This is a genomic window from Plantibacter cousiniae (nom. nud.), from assembly GCF_977070315.1.
On record NZ_CDRVEU010000001.1, the window covers coordinates 27,100 to 43,659 of the forward strand.

13 protein-coding genes are annotated in these 16,560 nt (G+C 59.9%); 10 read left to right on the forward strand and 3 right to left on the reverse strand.

Annotated features, from left to right (window positions below; translation table 11 throughout):
* Positions 1-110: 110 nt before the first annotated feature.
* The 3 genes from ycaC to ACW55A_RS00135 form a co-directional block, all read right to left on the reverse strand.
* Positions 111-737, reverse strand: a complete 627-nt coding sequence (ycaC, locus tag ACW55A_RS00125) for an isochorismate family cysteine hydrolase YcaC (protein ID WP_455807940.1) — start codon at positions 735-737, stop codon at positions 111-113.
* A gap of 154 nt (positions 738-891) precedes the next feature.
* Positions 892-2,463, reverse strand: a complete 1,572-nt coding sequence (locus ACW55A_RS00130) for an alkaline phosphatase D family protein (protein WP_498810215.1) — start codon at positions 2,461-2,463, stop codon at positions 892-894.
* Positions 2,460-3,023, reverse strand: a complete 564-nt coding sequence (locus ACW55A_RS00135; protein ID WP_455807938.1) for a GNAT family N-acetyltransferase — start codon at positions 3,021-3,023, stop codon at positions 2,460-2,462. Before ACW55A_RS00135 ends, ACW55A_RS00130 begins: the two co-directional genes overlap by 4 nt.
* Before the next feature lie 201 nt (positions 3,024-3,224).
* On the opposite strand from ACW55A_RS00135, the gene ACW55A_RS00140 reads away from it, so the two are divergent.
* From ACW55A_RS00140 to bcsB, 10 genes are all read left to right on the forward strand, one after another.
* Positions 3,225-3,632 carry an ExbD/TolR family protein gene (locus tag ACW55A_RS00140; RefSeq protein WP_003380333.1) on the forward strand — a complete coding sequence of 136 codons (408 nt, stop codon included), beginning with the start codon at positions 3,225-3,227 and terminating at the stop codon, positions 3,630-3,632.
* A 2-nt stretch (positions 3,633-3,634) separates the two neighbouring features.
* A complete protein-coding gene (locus tag ACW55A_RS00145; protein WP_498810218.1) occupies positions 3,635-4,399 on the forward strand; it encodes an energy transducer TonB family protein in 765 nt (254 codons plus the stop codon).
* 20 nt (positions 4,400-4,419) lie between these two features.
* Positions 4,420-6,702 carry a TonB-dependent receptor gene (locus ACW55A_RS00150; protein WP_003433789.1) on the forward strand — a complete coding sequence of 761 codons (2,283 nt, stop codon included), beginning with the start codon at positions 4,420-4,422 and terminating at the stop codon, positions 6,700-6,702.
* A gap of 25 nt (positions 6,703-6,727) precedes the next feature.
* Positions 6,728-7,378 carry a MotA/TolQ/ExbB proton channel family protein gene (locus ACW55A_RS00155; protein ID WP_003365740.1) on the forward strand — a complete coding sequence of 217 codons (651 nt, stop codon included), beginning with the start codon at positions 6,728-6,730 and terminating at the stop codon, positions 7,376-7,378.
* A gap of 64 nt (positions 7,379-7,442) precedes the next feature.
* Positions 7,443-8,684 (forward strand): phospholipase D-like domain-containing protein, encoded by a 1,242-nt coding sequence (locus ACW55A_RS00160; protein WP_455807937.1) that lies wholly within the window; start codon positions 7,443-7,445, stop codon positions 8,682-8,684.
* 49 nt (positions 8,685-8,733) lie between these two features.
* Entirely contained in the window at positions 8,734-9,219 is a 486-nt protein-coding gene (locus ACW55A_RS00165; RefSeq protein ID WP_455807936.1) for a GNAT family N-acetyltransferase, read from the forward strand.
* A 243-nt stretch (positions 9,220-9,462) separates the two neighbouring features.
* Positions 9,463-10,665, forward strand: coding sequence for a murein transglycosylase A (gene mltA, locus ACW55A_RS00170; protein ID WP_455807935.1), 1,203 nt, complete (start codon positions 9,463-9,465; stop codon positions 10,663-10,665).
* Positions 10,666-10,934: 269 nt separating this feature from the next.
* A complete protein-coding gene (gene bcsQ / locus ACW55A_RS00175) occupies positions 10,935-12,014 on the forward strand; it encodes a cellulose biosynthesis protein BcsQ (protein ID WP_498810222.1) in 1,080 nt (359 codons plus the stop codon).
* A gap of 55 nt (positions 12,015-12,069) precedes the next feature.
* Complete coding sequence (bcsA, locus tag ACW55A_RS00180; protein WP_003365732.1) at positions 12,070-14,289, forward strand: UDP-forming cellulose synthase catalytic subunit; 2,220 nt, start codon at positions 12,070-12,072, stop codon at positions 14,287-14,289.
* Positions 14,290-14,303: 14 nt separating this feature from the next.
* Positions 14,304-16,559 (forward strand): cellulose biosynthesis cyclic di-GMP-binding regulatory protein BcsB, encoded by a 2,256-nt coding sequence (bcsB, locus tag ACW55A_RS00185; protein WP_498810224.1) that lies wholly within the window; start codon positions 14,304-14,306, stop codon positions 16,557-16,559.
* Position 16,560: the final 1 nt, after the last annotated feature.

The following is a 16,560-nucleotide window of genomic DNA, read 5'->3' on the forward strand; positions in this document are numbered from 1 at the left end:
GCCATCCACCTCTGCGCCTCGTCGCGCAATCAAGATCGGACGCTAAGCATCCTGAACGGCATGCCAACGCATGGGCACGAGACGCCTATCACCCTACTTGTCGACAGCCTCTACCGAGCAGTCAGCGCCGAATAGCTGTTCATCAGGTTGCGGTAGTTCGGGATGCGCTCGGAAAGCAGGTTACCCAGTCCTTCGATATCGTTACGCCAGTCGCCCTGCAGCTCACAGGCCACCGAGAACCAGTTCATCAGTTGCGCACCTGCCTGCGTCATGCGCGACCACGCGGCTTGTTGAACCGTGGTGTTGAAGGTGCCGGAGGCATCGGTGACCACGAATACTTCAAACCCTTCAGCCAATGCCGACAGGGTCGGAAAGGTCACGCACACATCGGTCACTACCCCGGCAATGATCAACTGTTTTCGGCCGGTCGCCTTGATGGCCTTTACAAAGTCTTCGTTATCCCAGGCGTTGATCTGACCCGGCCGGGCAATGTACGGCGCATCGGGAAACATTGTCTTGAGTTCCGGAACCAGCGGGCCGTTGGGGCCTTGTTCAAAACTGGTGGTGAGAATGGTCGGCAGTTCGAAGAAGCGGGCCAGGTCAGCCAGGGCCAGAACATTGTTCTTGAACTCGTTCGGCGAGAAGTCCTGCACCAGCGAGATCAGGCCTGTCTGATGATCGATTAGCAAAACGATGGCGTCATCTTTGTTCAGGCGGTTGTAGGTGGTGTGGGTCATGGTCAAGTCCTTTCGTTTGGGTAGGTGAGGTCTGGCGTGCAACATGGGCTCAGGTTAGTAGCTCACCGGAAAGGGAAAAAGCGCCTGAAGCGGGTTTTACTGTCTCTTCACAGTGGACAATTTTGTCCACAATATGGCCAATCCAAAACGTCGCCTACCCGGCAACAGCCCCCGTCTTGCCAGCCTCCACCACAAAGCGCTTGAGCGTCGACACGTTCGCCGCAGGGTCCAGCACATCCGACACCACTTGAAAGCGGGTCTGCATATGCTGTTCGTTCAGGTCCACTGCCACATAGCCGCGCTGACGGCTGTCGAAGAACTTCACGTGTGGGTTGAGGCCGAGAATGCTGTTGAAGGCGTCGAACGGTGGTCCGCTGGAGGTTACCGAGGTGCCGACGAATTCGGTGGCGACGATGGCTGAATCCGGATTGCCTGCCTCGGCGTGCAGGTCGGTGGTCCAGAACGAATGGATATCGCCACCCCAGAACACCGGGTTGCGGGTCTGGTGGCGTTGCAGGGATGCCAGCATGCGCTCGCGGGTCGCCGCGTAGCCGTCCCAGCCGTCGGTCCAGTGGCCCAGCGCCTGGGTTTTGAGATTGCGCTGTTCCAGTGGAGCGACCAGCAAGTCCTGGGCAATGACATTCCATTGCCCAGGTGATTCAGCGAAGCTGCGGTCCAGCCAGGCTTCCTGCTCCCAGCCGAGCATGGTGCGTTTGGGGTCACTCAGATCCGGACAGTCGCTGGGCGCTACGTAGCCTCGACGGCTGCCGTTGGCCTGGATGCACGCCTGTTCGGAACGATACTGCCGACCGTCCAGCACATGAAAGCGTGCCAGGCGGCCATAGTCCAGGTTCCGGTAAATACGCATGTCCGGTCCTTTGGGCAGGCTGCTGGCGCGCAAGGGCATGTGCTCGTAAAACGCCTGATAAGCGGCGGCTCTGCGACGTAGAAAACTGTCCACCGGAACGTTCGGGTCCTGGGACCACTGCGCGGCGTAGTCATTCTGTACTTCGTGATCATCCCAGGTGGCCACGCTCGGCGCACAGGCATGCAGCGCTTGCAGGTCGGGGTCGGTCTTGTACTGAGCGTAGCGATTACGATAGCCCGCCAGGTCCATGGGATCAGGTGCAGCGTGGTGACGCGGGAACCGAGGGTTTTCCGGGGATATGTTCATCTCATAAATGTAGTCGCCAAGAAAGAACACCAGATCCGGGCGCTCTGCCGCCAGGTGTCGATAGGCGCTGAAATACCCGGCCTCCCAGTGCGAACACGACACGAAGCCGAACCGCGCCGAGACCATGGCACTTGCCAGCGGAGCAGTACAGGCCTGCCCGACAGCGCTTTGCGCCCCCAGGCTCTCGAACTGATACCAATACGGGCGTCCTGGCTGCAAGCCGCTCACTTCAACATGCACCGAATGGGCAAGGCGCGGATGGGCGGTGGCCTGTCCTGTGCGGACTACGTGAAGCATGGCCGCATCGCTGGCGATCTTCCAGCGCACCTCGACGGGTTTGTTCAGGCCACCATCGCCCGAGGGCGTCATCACCTTGGGCGCCAGACGTGTCCATATCACGAAGCCATCCGGCAACGGCTCGCCAGATGCCACGCCGAGCGTGAATGGATAATCGACCCCCGCGCTGCGCGCAAATGGACTGAGGATCGACAGCAATGTTGCACCGGCGACTCCGGTAATGATGCGTCGACGATCCGGATTGAAGTCGGTCATGACGTAGCCTCCGACGATGCGTATTCCGAGCGCAACAGTCCGAACAGCAACATGTTCTTGAACACACCGTTTTTCAGAAATGCCTCTCTGGTACAGCCCTCATACGATAACCCGCACTTCTCCAGGACCCTGGCGCTGGCCGGGTTGTCGCTGAAGCACTGGCCGGCGATGCGGTTGAGGTTCATGTCCGTGAAGCCATGCCTCAGCAAGCCTTGAGCCGCTTCGCAGGCGTAACCCTGATTTTGATAGTGCGTTCCTGTCCAGTAACCCAGATGGCCGCTGCGATGCGGCATCGAAAGGCGCAGCGAGACGATCCCGGTCAGCTCTCCGGTTTCCTGAATGTGAACCCCGAGGCTCAACATCTGACCGGCGGTGTATTGGTCGTGGGTCTGTGCAATGAATGCCCGCGCATGCTCAAGGGTGTAGGGGCTGGGCAGTGCAGAAGTCATGGCCGCAATCGTCGGCTCGTCGGCCAGGCGTGACAAGGTGAGTGCCTGTTCCGGCTGCAACGCGGCGAGCAGCAGACGCGAGGTTCTGATAGTGGGCAGCGGGTGACTCATCCGTATTTTCCGTCGGGTTGAATGCTCAAACGCTGGCGCGTTGTTATGGCATTTCCGTGACGGCCTCAAGAATCATTTAAGTGCCATGAAATGTACAGGTAACAGCCATGTAACAGTCATGTATCGGTCTTGTAAAACTAACCGATCGGTCATGTTCGGTTGCTAGATTCTCGGCCTCTAACAAGAAAGCGAGAGGCTGGCATGAGAACGTGGGACGAACCTAAAAAGCGCAAGGCGCACATCGAACTGATCCCCATGATCGACGTGATGATGTTCCTGCTGGTCTTTTTCGTGTTGGTAAGCCTGAACGTGATTCCGGCGCTGGGGATGAAAACCCAGCTGCCGAGTGCCAGCAGTTCGCAGCAACTGAAACCGCAGAACAAATCGATCCTGACTCTGGGGCTCAACGGCGAATTACAGCTCGACGGCAAGGCGACCACGGTCGACGCCCTGGTGCCTGCCTTGAAAGCGCTGGAAAAGCCCGATACTAAAACCACGATCATCGTTAACAGTGACAAGGGCGTGGAAGTCGCTCGTCTGGTCGAGATCATGGACACCCTGCGTCTGGGTGGTTTCACGTCAGTCTCCATCGCCACGCGCAAATCCTGACCATGTATTTCCTGTTCCGTGTACGTCAGTGGCTTGGTGGCCTGCCTGCGTTGGTGGCGCTCATCGCAATCGTGATTGGTGTACAGACCCGTCCTCTGAAAATGGAGCCGGTCTACGACGAATCTGCCGTCGAGCTGGCGCTGGTCGAGCCCGAGCAGCCCCCCCCTGAGCCATTGACGCAGCCCGAATCGCCTCCGGTACAACCTGACGAGCCGCCACCTCCGCCGCCTGTAGTCGAAAGCGAAGAGGCCGAACCGGCGCCACCTCCACCGCCGCCCAAGCCCGTTCCCAAGCCAAAACCCAAGCCGGAGATCAAGCCAGAACCAAGGCCTAAGCCCTTGCCCAAACCGGCAGTGGCAAAACCCGTCGAGCCGGTTCAGGCACCCAGCAAGCCGATCGCCAGCGCCCCGGTTGCGCCGCCGTCACCGCCTGCGCCACCCGCACCGCCGAAGGTCGACACCCAGGGTATGGAAGGTGGCTACCTCAAAGGGCTGCGCAGTGAACTGGACGGTTACAAACAATACCCGACTGGCCGTCAGGCCTCACTGGAGCGTCCGAGTGGCGAGGTTGTGGTGTGGTTATTGGTCGACCGCCAGGGGCGAGTGCTGGACTCCGGCATTCAGACCCAGGCCTCCAGCATGCTGCTCAACCGCGCAGCCGCCAACAGTCTGCGACGCATCAAGCAGGTCAAGCCGTTTCCCGAGCAAGCCTTTGGTGGACGCAGCGAACAGCGCTTCACCGCCACCTTCAACTACAGCGTGCAATAGCACTGACAAGGAACAGAGTGATGAAGTTTTCCAGAATTCACCTTGCGTTGGTCGCCGCGGGCATGAGTCACGGCATGGTTATGGCCGACTCGAGTGGCAGTGATGTCGGCACCATTGGTGTGCAAGGCAAGGCGACGGTTGGGGGTGGCTACATGGTGCAGGAGGAGAGCATCAAGGCGCGTTCCACTGTCACCAAGGAAGCGCTCGACAAGCAGACGGCGACCGGGAATGCGATCGATAAGCTCAAGTACACACCGGGCCTGAATATCTCCAGCGAAGACGCCACAGGTCTTTCTGGTTTCAAATTCACCATGCGCGGGCTCAACTCCGATCAGGTCGGCATGTCGGTGGACGGTATGCCGATCAACGACTCCGGTAACTACGCGTTGTATTCCAATCTGCTGGGGGATCCGGAAAACATCGATCAGATTTTCGTGACTCAAGGCTCTGCCGAAAGTGACGGCCCGCACATCGGTTCCAGCGGCGGCAACATCGGTATCGTCACCATCCGGCCCACCAAGGAAACCGGCGCATTCGTCAAGCAGGTGGCGGGCAGCAATGGCACTTACAAGACCTTCGCACGACTCAACACCGGAGAGATCAACGGGCTGAGCAACTGGCTGTCGATGTCTCACACCGAAGGTCAGAAATGGCGCGGCGATGGCGCGGTGCGTGCCGACAAGGTTGAGTGGAACAGTTTCTTCGACATGGGCTCGGGCAATACCGCCAACCTGATCCTCAAGTACCACGAGCAGGACAACAACAGCTACAGCCAGCTCACCAAGAGTCAGTTCCAGCAAAACGGCCGCAAGTTTGACCCTTATCCTTCGACGCCAGCGCTGGGCAGCAACGGTAAACTGTCCAGCTACTACGAGTTGGCGCAGAACCCGTTCCAGACGTTCACCGGCGTGCTCAATACCCAATTCAAACTGGCCGACAACCTGTCTCTTTCCGTCATCCCCTATTATTTCTGGGGTAATGGCAGCGGCGTGAACAGTTCTTCCTATGCGCTCAACCGCGGTTCGAACCAGAACGGTGTGTTCGACCTGAGCAACCTGCCGACGGCGGCGGCTTATAACGCAGACGGATCATCGACCACTGGCGTTTATTACCGGCCGTCGCGCACCCAGACGTGGCGTCCGGGCATCACCACCAAGTTGAACTGGGACGTCAACGACGAACACAGCGTACAGGTCGGCTACTGGTATGAACGCGCGCGACAGTCGCAGACTCAGCCTTTCATCCGCCTGAAGAGCAACGGCAAGCCTGAAAGTATCCAGCCGGATTCGGACTACATGGTCGATGCCAACGGCAACGAGATCCAGGGCCGTGACCGTTATACCGTGACGCCTGCCCAAAAAGTCTGGGCTCAGGACACCTGGTATTTCGCCCCGGACTGGACGCTGGTCGGCGGTCTGGCCTACATGAATGTCGAGCGCGAAGGCACCAACCACGGCAGCCTGACCGAGCGGCCGGAAAAACGGGACCAGACCTACAACAAGCTGTTGCCGAACGTCGGCCTCAAATACCAGCTGGATGAGCGCGACCAGTTGTTCTACAGCCTGTCACGCAACATGCGCGTGCCGCAGAACTACGTTCTGTATGACCCGGGCACCGGCTCCATCGACAGCAAGCCAGAAACCAGCTGGAACCACGAACTGGGCTGGCGCTACACCGAACAGGACATGACGCTGGCGGCCACGCTGTTCTACCTGCAGTTCAAGGACCGGCAGGTGTCATCAAAAGATATCAACGGCGACTTTGCCGACATCAACGCCGGTGCAGTCGACAACAGCGGGCTGGAACTGGAGTGGAGTGGCTTGCTGCCGCACCATTTCAATTACTACACCTCGTACACCTACACCCGCGCCAAACAGAAAGATGACCTGACCGTCTTCAATAACGGCACCGCCATTGAGCTGCCCACCAGTGGCAAGCAATTTACCAACGTGCCGAAGAACATGCTGGCCGCCAACATCGGCTACGACGACGGCAGTTATTACGGGACCTTTGGCGCCAAGCTCACCAGCAAGCTGTATGGCGACCTGACCAACGACGAAAGCATTCCGGGGCGCACCATCTTCAATCTGGGCGCGGGGATCTACCTTCCGGTGGACAAGAAAATCGTCAAGGACGCCACTCTGCGTCTGAACGTCGACAACCTGTTCGACAAGGAATACCTGGACGGCGTTTACACCACCAAAACCAACGCGGGCACTTACAGCGGTTTCCGCGACGGCGACCCGGCCTACATCGTCGGGGTCGAGCGTACCGTTACCGTTTCTCTTGAAGCCAATTTCTAATCTTCATTGACCAGAGGTCCGTGCCATGGACATGAATCAGCTTCACGACATCACGTTCTATGTGATGTACGCCGCCATCGCGATAGCGATCTTTGTCGCGATCGAACGAGGCATCTACTTTGCTTACGTGCGTCGCCAGTCGCGGGCGCTGCAAACGGCACTCGGTGCTTCGGTGCACAGTGAAAAGGATCTGCCGGAGACGCTGACACGCCGGACCAGCCTGCCGCTGGAAATGGTCCTGCCGGTGCTGGCGCAAAAAAATGCGCAGGGCTCGCGCAGGGATCTGGATGATGTCATCGAAACCCAGTACCTGAGCACTCGCGCACCGCTGGCCCGCAGCCTCTGGCTGATCGAAACCATCACCACCGCTGCGCCACTGTTGGGCTTGTTGGGGACGATTCTGGGTATCATCGATACCTTCAAGGCCCTGGCCAGTGCCGGGGTATCCGATCCCGGGCAGATTTCCGCCGGTATCGGTACAGCGCTGTTCGCGACTGGGCTGGGTATCGCCATTGCCTTGTTCTGCGTGGTCTTTCACAACTACTTTCAGGACAGCCTGGAGCGCATCAACGACCAACTCAAGATCCTGCTGATCCGCGCTTCCAGCGGAGCACGTGTGCATGACGAAGCCGAGCATCCGGCTGCTTCGGCTCAACCGAAATACCGGACGGCCTGATCCACCTGGCGGCGCGTGCCTATGGCGTGCGCCATCTTGTCTGTGTCTGGCGATGAGGTTCGCAATGCCCTATTACCCTTCGTATCGTCGACTGTCCCTGAGCTACCGCGCCGTGATCGCAGCGTTACTGCTGGGCAGTTCGTGCGCGCAGGCAGATTTCGCCATTCCGGGTTTCGAGCTGGTCCACACCGTGCCGGTCGGGTCTGACCTGCAGACGCCTGACCTGCGAGCACCCGACGAGGTCTGGCGGGAGCTGTTTGACGGGGCTCGCAAGCGTATCGACATCGAACAGTTCTATGTCGCAGACCACGCAGGCTCGGTCATGGACAAGGTGCTTGAAAGCCTGACGGCAGCCGGGCAGCGCGGAGTGAAAATCCGTTTTCTGCTGGAAGAAAAAGGCCTGAAACTTTCCGACCCGCAGACCCTTGAGCGACTGCGAGCCATTCCCAATCTCACCCTGCGCGTACTGCCCTACGCAAAGCTCACGGGCAGCGGCATCATTCACGCCAAGTTTCTGGTCGTGGATGGCCGACAGGCGTTCATCGGCAGTCAGAACTTCGATTGGCGCTCACTGGAGCACATCCACGAAACCGGCCTGCGCATTGACGAGCCGACCATCGTGGGCCAGACGCAGGCCATATTCGATCAGGACTGGCTTGCCCAGGCTGCCATTACCGAGGGCAAAGCGGCTCCCGTGCCGCACCCGATCGATAGCCCATCGCCCAACGGCAACTACCTGACCGCCAGCCCGCAGCGCTATAACCCGCCAGGGGTCGTCGACTCCCAGGCCGAACTGCCGCGTTTGCTGGCGCAAGCCAAAAGCGAGGTTCGTGTCCAGTTGCTGGATTACGCGCCTCTGTCCTACGGGCCGGACAAAACCCGGCCTTACTATGCGGTCATCGATAATGCCCTGCGCAGCGCGGCCGCCCGCGGCGTGTCGATAAAGCTCATGGTGTCCGACTGGAACACCGGCATGCCCGAAGTCGCTTACCTCAAGAGCCTGGCGCTGGTGCCCAACGTGCAGGTGCGCGTCGTCACATTGCCGATGGCGGCTCAGGGTTTTATCCCCTATGCACGCGTGATCCACAGCAAGACCATGGATATTGATGATCAGGTGGCCTGGGTAGGCACCAGCAACTGGCTGGGCGGCTACCTCGATAACTCGCGCAATCTGGAAGTGGTGATGCACGACGGCTCGATGGCCAAACGCATCGGCCAGTTGCACGAGCAGCTTTGGGATGGGCCGTACGGCAAGCCCATCGACATCAATCGCGACTATCCGGAGCCGCATCCGGGCAAGCCTTGACAGTAAGCAGATGGGTAGCCGAAAGGGTAGCGTTAGTGAGGGGGCTGAAATGAGCTTGATCGTCCGTGCCATGGCAGACAGTGACTGGTCTCCGCTGGCGGAGATGTTTGAACAACCGGTATTCCGTTGGTGGACGCTTCGTATGCCGTACCAGTCAATCAACGACATAAAAAAGCTTGTTGAAAGTCGAAGTGCTTCTGGACTGTCCCTGGTTGCCGAGCGGGATGGCGTGGTTGTCGGCTGCGCCATGCTCTATCGTTTTCAGGGGCGCAGACAGCACGTAGCTGATTTCTGGATGGGGGCCGCAGACGACCATCATCGCCAGGGTATTGGTGACTTGTTATTGAACGAGCTCACTGCTACTGCCTCGCGATGGATGAATTTAAAGCGCCTGGAGCTTACTGTTTTCGTTGATAACAAGCCCGCTATCGCACTGTATGAAAAGAATGGCTTTGTCATAGAGGGGACGCACAGGAAATTCGCCTATCGAGATGGCGAATACATAGACGCTTTCAGCATGGCAGCAGTCTACTGACGTATTTTAAAAGCCCCTTTGAATGCAGCCTATCTGTTATCAGGTACAAAGGGGGGGGCGTGCCGCACCGGCGCAACGCTTACCACTCATGAGCGCTGATTTGCTCGACTCCATCTTTTCTCTTACGCAGCATCATCCAGGCTGACTTTTCAGACAAACCCTAGGCCCCTCTGCCCGCTTCAGCCACAATGACTCCTTTCACCCACCAGCCTGCTGCGGGCTGTAAAAGGATTGGTGCTACTGATGATGCTCTCTTTCAAACCATGGTTGCGGAGCCTGGCGCTGATTTTGCCACTGGCTGCGTTGCTGACCGCGTGTGACAAGTCCGACAAGCCGGTGACGCCGCCTGCGGCGCCGCACACCACTTATAGCCAGGCCGGCTGGGACGCGTTGCCAGCGGTGTCCGACGCGGATTTGCAGGCCGGTTTTGCCTCTTGGCGCAGCGCCTGTGTCCGTTTGAAAGCCGATGCGGTGTGGGGGCCGACGTGTGCGGCGGCTGTGAGTCTCGCGGCCGCACCGGATGCGGCGCAGATCCGCACCTTTTTGCAGGAGCAGTTGCAGGTCTACAGCCTGCGCGCCGATGGAGGCAGTGCCGATGGTTTGATCACCGGCTATTACGAGCCTGTTTATGCGGGCAGCCTGACCCAGACCACCACCGCCAATGTGCCGGTTTATGGCATCCCGGACGATCTGATCGTGGTCAATCTGGACAGCATTTACCCCGAGCTCAAAGGCAAGCGGCTGCGCGGTCGGCTTGAGGGGAGGGTGCTCAAGCCTTACGACGACGCTGCGACGATCAGCGCGCAAGGCTTGAACGCGCCGGTGATTGCCTGGCTGACCGACCCGATGGATCTGCAGTTCCTGCAAATTCAGGGCTCGGGGCGCGTGAGTCTGGAGGATGGCTCGCAGCTGCGTCTGGGCTACGCCGATCAGAACGGTCGCCCGTATCGCGCGATTGGTCGCTGGCTGGTAGAGCAGGGTCAGTTGAAGAAGGAAGACGTGACCATGGGCAGTATCGCCGCCTGGGCCAAGGCGCATCCGGAGCGTATCAGCGAGCTGCTGGCGAGCAATCCCAGCTACGTGTTTTTCGCCCGTAACCCCGACAGCAACGAAGGCCCGCGCGGCTCGTTGAATGTGCCGCTGACCCCCGGCTACAGCGTGGCCATCGATCGCAAGGTGATTCCGTTGGGCAGTCTGCTCTGGCTCTCCACGACGCGGCCGGATGGCAGCAGCGTGGTCCGTCCGGTCGCGGCGCAGGACACGGGCGGTGCGATTGCCGGTGAGGTACGCGCCGACCTGTTCTGGGGGACCGGCGATGAGGCGGGCAAGCTGGCTGGCGACATGAAGCAGAAAGGCAATATCTGGCTGCTGTGGCCCAAGGGCATGCCACTGCCTCAGTCCGCAGAAACAGCTCCTGCAACAACCCCGGCTCCTGCCAGCCACTGACATCCTCTCACCTCGATAGCTACCGTCCTGCTCAATGGACAGGTAGCTATCTTTTCGCACCCCGTTTTCCTTCCAAACGCATTTGAAACAGCCAAATGCACGGTTTTTCAACGCCAGAAATATGTCAAGAAAAGAACAATTTACCGTTCATCGGTAAATTGTGGACGACATATATCGGTTTCTTGACACTGTCATAATGACATTACACATTGGTATTAATGCATTTACACAGGGATCGTGCGTAGCGGCCCCTTTTGAGGTCGTTCCGGATGAATCGAGCTGACGATGTAGCCAATTTGTTTCAGCGTTTTGGCGCGAGCTCCGAGGGTTATCTGGAGATCGACGACAGCCTGGACTACCACGAAACGCCCGTAGACAGTGTCTTTCCTGCTACGCCGCCACGCGTAACCGATCAACCGGTGCCTGAGCAGACCTGTGCGGCGCAACCGGCCGAGACGCCCGACACGGCACCTGACCTTCAGATGACCCCCACAGCCAAAGGTGCAGCCTCCGGCGTCCTGGCAAATCTGCTTGCCGAGGCCGCACAGGCACGCCAGGCTGAAGCGCAGGCACGCAACAACGAAGCACTGGTCCAATCGCTGTTCAAGGGCCAGCCGCCGAGAACAGCGGCGCGCGTGATTGCGGTGGTGTCAGCCAAGGGCGGTGTGGGTAAAAGTACGCTCAGCGCGGCAATGGCCAGCCTGGTCAGAGTGCCCGGCGCGCAGACACTGGCGATCGATCTCGACCCCCAAAACGCCTTGATGCACCACCTTAATGCCAGCCCGGATGTGGCCGGCCTCGGCGGTGCCAGCCTGAGCGGCGAAAACTGGCGCACGCTGTTGCTGACCGGTTCCTGCGACACGCAGGTTTTGCCATATGGTGCGCTGCCGCTCGATGAGCGTCGTTCCCTCGAGCATTTTCAGGAAAACGATCCACACTGGCTGGTCCGTCAGATCGCCCGCATGCAGCTCGATGCCCGCGACGTGGTGATTCTCGATGTGCCGTGCGGTGACCTGCGCATGTTGCAACAGGCGCTGACTGCTGCCAGCCAGGTCCTGGTGGTGCTGACCGCCGATGCGGCGTGCTACGTGACACTGGATCAGATGCAGGGCTGGCTTGAGCCGGTTCTGGCGGGGTCGCAGCCGCCGGCCTGTCATTACGTCATCAACCGGTTCGATGCTTCGCGCACCTTCAGTCGCGACATGTACGACGTACTGGCGCGACGTCTGGGCGAGCGCCTGCTGGGCGTCGTTCGCGATGATTACGCGCTCGCAGAAGCGCTGGCCTACGGCCACAACGCGGTCCAGGCTCCGAGTGCCTCTCCCGGCACCCAAGACTTTGCGTGCTGAGTAATGTGCTGATTGCCCGACTGCTGACTCAGGACGTAGAAGAGAACCGATTGTCATGACCAACCTGTCGCTCGACGCGTCCGTACCCCGGACGCGCTCATCATTGTGGCTGCATGCTTTGCTGGCGTGGTTCGGCGGTCTGTCGACGACCCTGCGACGCACCTTGAAAAGCGTGGCGATTGTCGTCGGCCTGCTGCTGATGGCGCTGGTCGTCACCGTGCCGCTGGACCTCTATGCACAGTGCTTTTTTGCCCTGGCATGCTTCGCTGCGATGCTGGTGATTCGCCGGATACCGGGGCGTATTTCGGTACTGGCGCTGGTGACCCTGTCGTTGCTGGCTTCGTTTCGTTACATGTACTGGCGCCTGACCTCGACCCTGGATTTCGACAACTGGCTGGACAGCCTGTTGGGCTATGGGCTGATCATCGCCGAGTTCTACACGCTGATCGTCATCGTGCTGGGTTACGTGCAGACAGCCTGGCCGTTGCAGCGCAAGCCGGTGATCATGCCGAGCGATTCCAGCCAGTGGCCGACCGTCGATGTGTTTATTCCGTCGTACAACGAGGCGCTGAGCATCGTCAAACTGACCATCTTTGCCGCCCAGTCCATCGACTGGCCGCGCGACAAGCTGCGGGTCTATGTGCTCGATGATGGTCGTCGCGAGGATTTTCGCGAGTTCTGCGAACAGATCGGTGTCGGCTACCTGACCCGCGGCGACAATCGACATGCCAAGGCGGGCAATCTGAACGAAGCGCTCAAGGCCACGAATGGCGAGTACATCGCCATGTTCGACGCCGACCATGTGCCGACCCGCTCCTTTCTGCAGGTCGCCATGGGCTGGTTTCTCAAGGACCCGAAACTGGCGATGCTGCAAACGCCGCACTTTTTCTTCTCGCCCGACCCGTTCGAAAAGAACCTCGATACATTCCGCAGCGTGCCTAACGAGGGCGAGCTGTTTTACGGCCTGCTGCAGGACGGCAACGACCTGTGGAACGCGACTTTCTTCTGCGGCTCCTGTGCGGTGCTGCGGCGCTCGTCGTTGCTGGACATCGGTGGTGTGGCCACTGAAACCGTGACCGAGGATGCGCACACAGCGCTGAAGTTGAACCGGGCCGGCTACAACACGGCGTACCTTGCGATTCCCCAGGCGGCGGGGCTGGCGACAGAAAGTCTGTCACGTCACGTTGCCCAGCGTATTCGCTGGGCGCGGGGCATGGCGCAGATCTTTCGCACTGACAACCCGCTGCTGGGCAAAGGTCTGTCACTGGGCCAGCGGCTGTGCTACGCCAACTCGATGCTGCACTTCTTTTACGGCCTGCCGCGTCTGGTGTTTCTCACCGCGCCACTGGCGTACCTGCTGTTCGGCGCCGAGGTCATGCACGCCTCGGCGCTGATGATCACCGCCTATGTGTTGCCGCACCTGGCCCACGCCAGCCTGACAAATTCGCGGATTCAGGGCCGCTTCCGCCATTCGTTCTGGAACGAGGTCTACGAGGCGGTGCTGGCGTGGTACATCATGGGCCCGGTGCTGATGGCGCTGGTCAATCCGAAATTCGGTGGCTTCAACGTGACCGACAAGGGCGGAGTGGTCGAGGAGAAGTTTTTCGACTGGACGCTGGCGCGGCCTTACATCGTGCTGCTGACGTTGAACGCAGTGGTCTTCGCACTCGGTATCTATAGCCTCTACCAACTGGGCTGGAATAACGATGCGATCACCCTGACCATCGTCATCAACATGGCCTGGACGATCTACAACATCATCATCACCAGCGCTGCGATTGCGGTGGCCAGCGAGATCCGTCAGGTGCGCACCGAGCCCCGGGTCCAGGCCAGACTGCCGATTCGCGTTACCCGCGCCGACGGCGTGGTATTCGACGCCGTGACTCAGGATTTTTCCCAGACCGGCCTCGGACTGGTGATGCCCGCCGATTCGGGCATCGACAGTGGCGACAGCATCACGGTGTCGCTGTATCGCGGTACGCAGACCAGCCATTTCCCTGCCACGGTGATGTTCTGCCGCGACGGTTATCTGGGCACTCGTTTCGATGATCTGTCGCTGCGTCAGCAGAGCGAGCTGGTACGCCTGACCTTTGGCCGTGCCGACACCTGGGCGTCGACCTGGGGCCGCGGCAAGCCGGACACACCGCTGTCTGCGCTGCGCGAAGTCAGCCACATCGGTGTTCGTGGCGTCGTCGAGTTGCTCAAGGCCACTCGCAAGGATTTCAGCCGGTTACTGCCGACCCGTAAAAAAATCTCCCCACCTCCCGCAAATTGATGGATTGAGTAGTCATGACTAAACGGTATTTTCTCGGTGCCGAACGCTTCGCCGTTCGCCGCTCATGGGCCCTGTTGGCTTGTGCGTTGTCCGTGCTCTCCACCGGGATGTGGGCAAGCGCTGCTGAAACGACGGGTGCCAACGAGGGTTACAGCGTGACGCTGCAACAACTGGGGCGCAATTACCCGATGAACCTGCGCGGTGTGGAAGCCACCGACAGCGTTAACTTCAATGTGCGTGCCGATCAGGTGGTGACCGGCGCAAGCCTGTCGCTGAGCTACAGCTATTCGCCGGCGTTGCTGGCGGACCTGTCGCAGATCAACGTCATGATCAACGACGAAGTGGCCGCGACCCTTCCGTTGCCCAAGGAAGGTGCCGGCAAGCCGCAGACGCAGGTGATCGAGATTCCGCCGCAGATGATCACCGAGTTCAACCGCCTGAGCCTGCAGTTCATCGGCCATTACACGATGAGCTGCGAAGACCCGAAGCATTCCAGCCTCTGGGCACGGATTAACAATGACACGCGTCTGGACATCCGTGTCACGCCATTCGCGCTGCCCAACGACCTGGCGATTCTGCCGCTGCCGTTCTTCGACCGCCGCGATGACCGTGACGTGAATCTGCCCGTGGTGATGGGCGCGGCACCCGATAACGCGACGCTCGAAGCTGCAGGCGCGCTGGCTTCATGGATTGGCGCGGCCAAGACCCGCTCGCGCATGGCCAGCTTCCCGGCGCACTTCAATGAGCTGCCGGCCAAGGGCAATGCGCTGGTATTGCTCAAGGGCGATGGTCCATTGCAGCTCGGCGCGCTGACGATGCCTGCGCCGAAAGGCCCGACCCTGACGATGGTGACCCATCCCAACGACCCGAACAGCAAGCTGTTGGTGATCACCGGGCGTGATTCGGCGGAACTCAAGCGGGCGGTCAATGCGCTGGTGGTCGGCGGTCAGAGTCTGGTCGGCAGCAGCGCATTGATCGAGCGTGTCGACCTGCTCGCGCCGCGCAAACCGTATGACGCGCCGAACTGGCTGCCCAGTGATCGGCCGATCAAACTGGGCGAGCTGATGCCTGCCAACAAACTCAACGTCTCCGGTTACGATCCGGGTGACATCACCGTGCCGTTGAACCTGCCGCCAGACCTGTTCAGCTGGCGTGAAGACGGCGTGCCGTTGAACCTCAAATACCGCTACACACCGCAGGAACGCTCGAACAATTCGTCGATCATGGTCAGCCTCAACGACACGCTGATCAAGGCCGAGCCGCTGCCGTCGATCGAGAACCTGAACAACTCGATCGTCTCGCGACTGACGGGCGGCGATGACACGATCAGCCGTGAAGCGCATGTGTACCTGCCGCTCAACTCCGTGGCCCTGCAATCTCGCCTGCAACTGCGCTACATGTTCGATTACCTCAAGCAGGGCGAATGTGGCGACATCATCATCGATAACATGCGCGGCAGCATCGATCCGGAATCGACGCTGGATTTCAGCGGTTACGACCACTTCATGGCCATGCCGAACCTGGGTGTGTTCAAGGATTCCGGGTTTCCGTTCACACGCCTGGCGGACCTGTCGCAGACTGCTGTGGTGCTGGCCGATCAGCCGAGTACTGAAGATGTCAGCGCTTACTTGAGCGTATTGGGCCGTTTCGGCGAATCGACCGGTTACCCGGCGACCGGTGTGTCGGTTATTCACGCTGCACAGATCGCCAGTGCCGCCGACAAGGACATACTGGTCATGTCCTCGGGCAGCGATCAGCCGTTGCTCAAACAGTGGGCCGACAGTTTGCCGATTTCCGGCAATGCTCAGCAACAGGGCTTCGAGCTTTCCGATCTGGCCTTCCGTCTGCGCGACTGGATGAGCCCGGACCCGGATGAAAACCAGCGTCGGGCGCGGGTGGCCATGGCGTTTTCCAGTGACGCGCGCAGCACCTTCCTGACCGGTTTCGAATCGCCGCTGCACAAGGGGCGCAGTGTCGTGTTGATCTCCAGCGGTCAGCCCGGCGGCATGAGCGACGTTGCCCGTGCGCTGAGCAGCAGCGACAAGGTACAGGGCAGCCTGGTAGTGGTACGCGGCGATTCGGTCGAGGCGCTGGTTGCCGAGCAGAAGTACTACGTCGGTGACCTTGGGCCGATCAAATACGTGCAGTGGCTGATGTCGCGCAACGTGCTGTGGCTGCTGCTGGTGGTTGCCGTGGGTGTGGTGCTGGTGACCGGAGTTGCCTACCTGACCCTGCGCTCGCTCGCCAAGCGCCGTCTGGAGCAGGAATAAG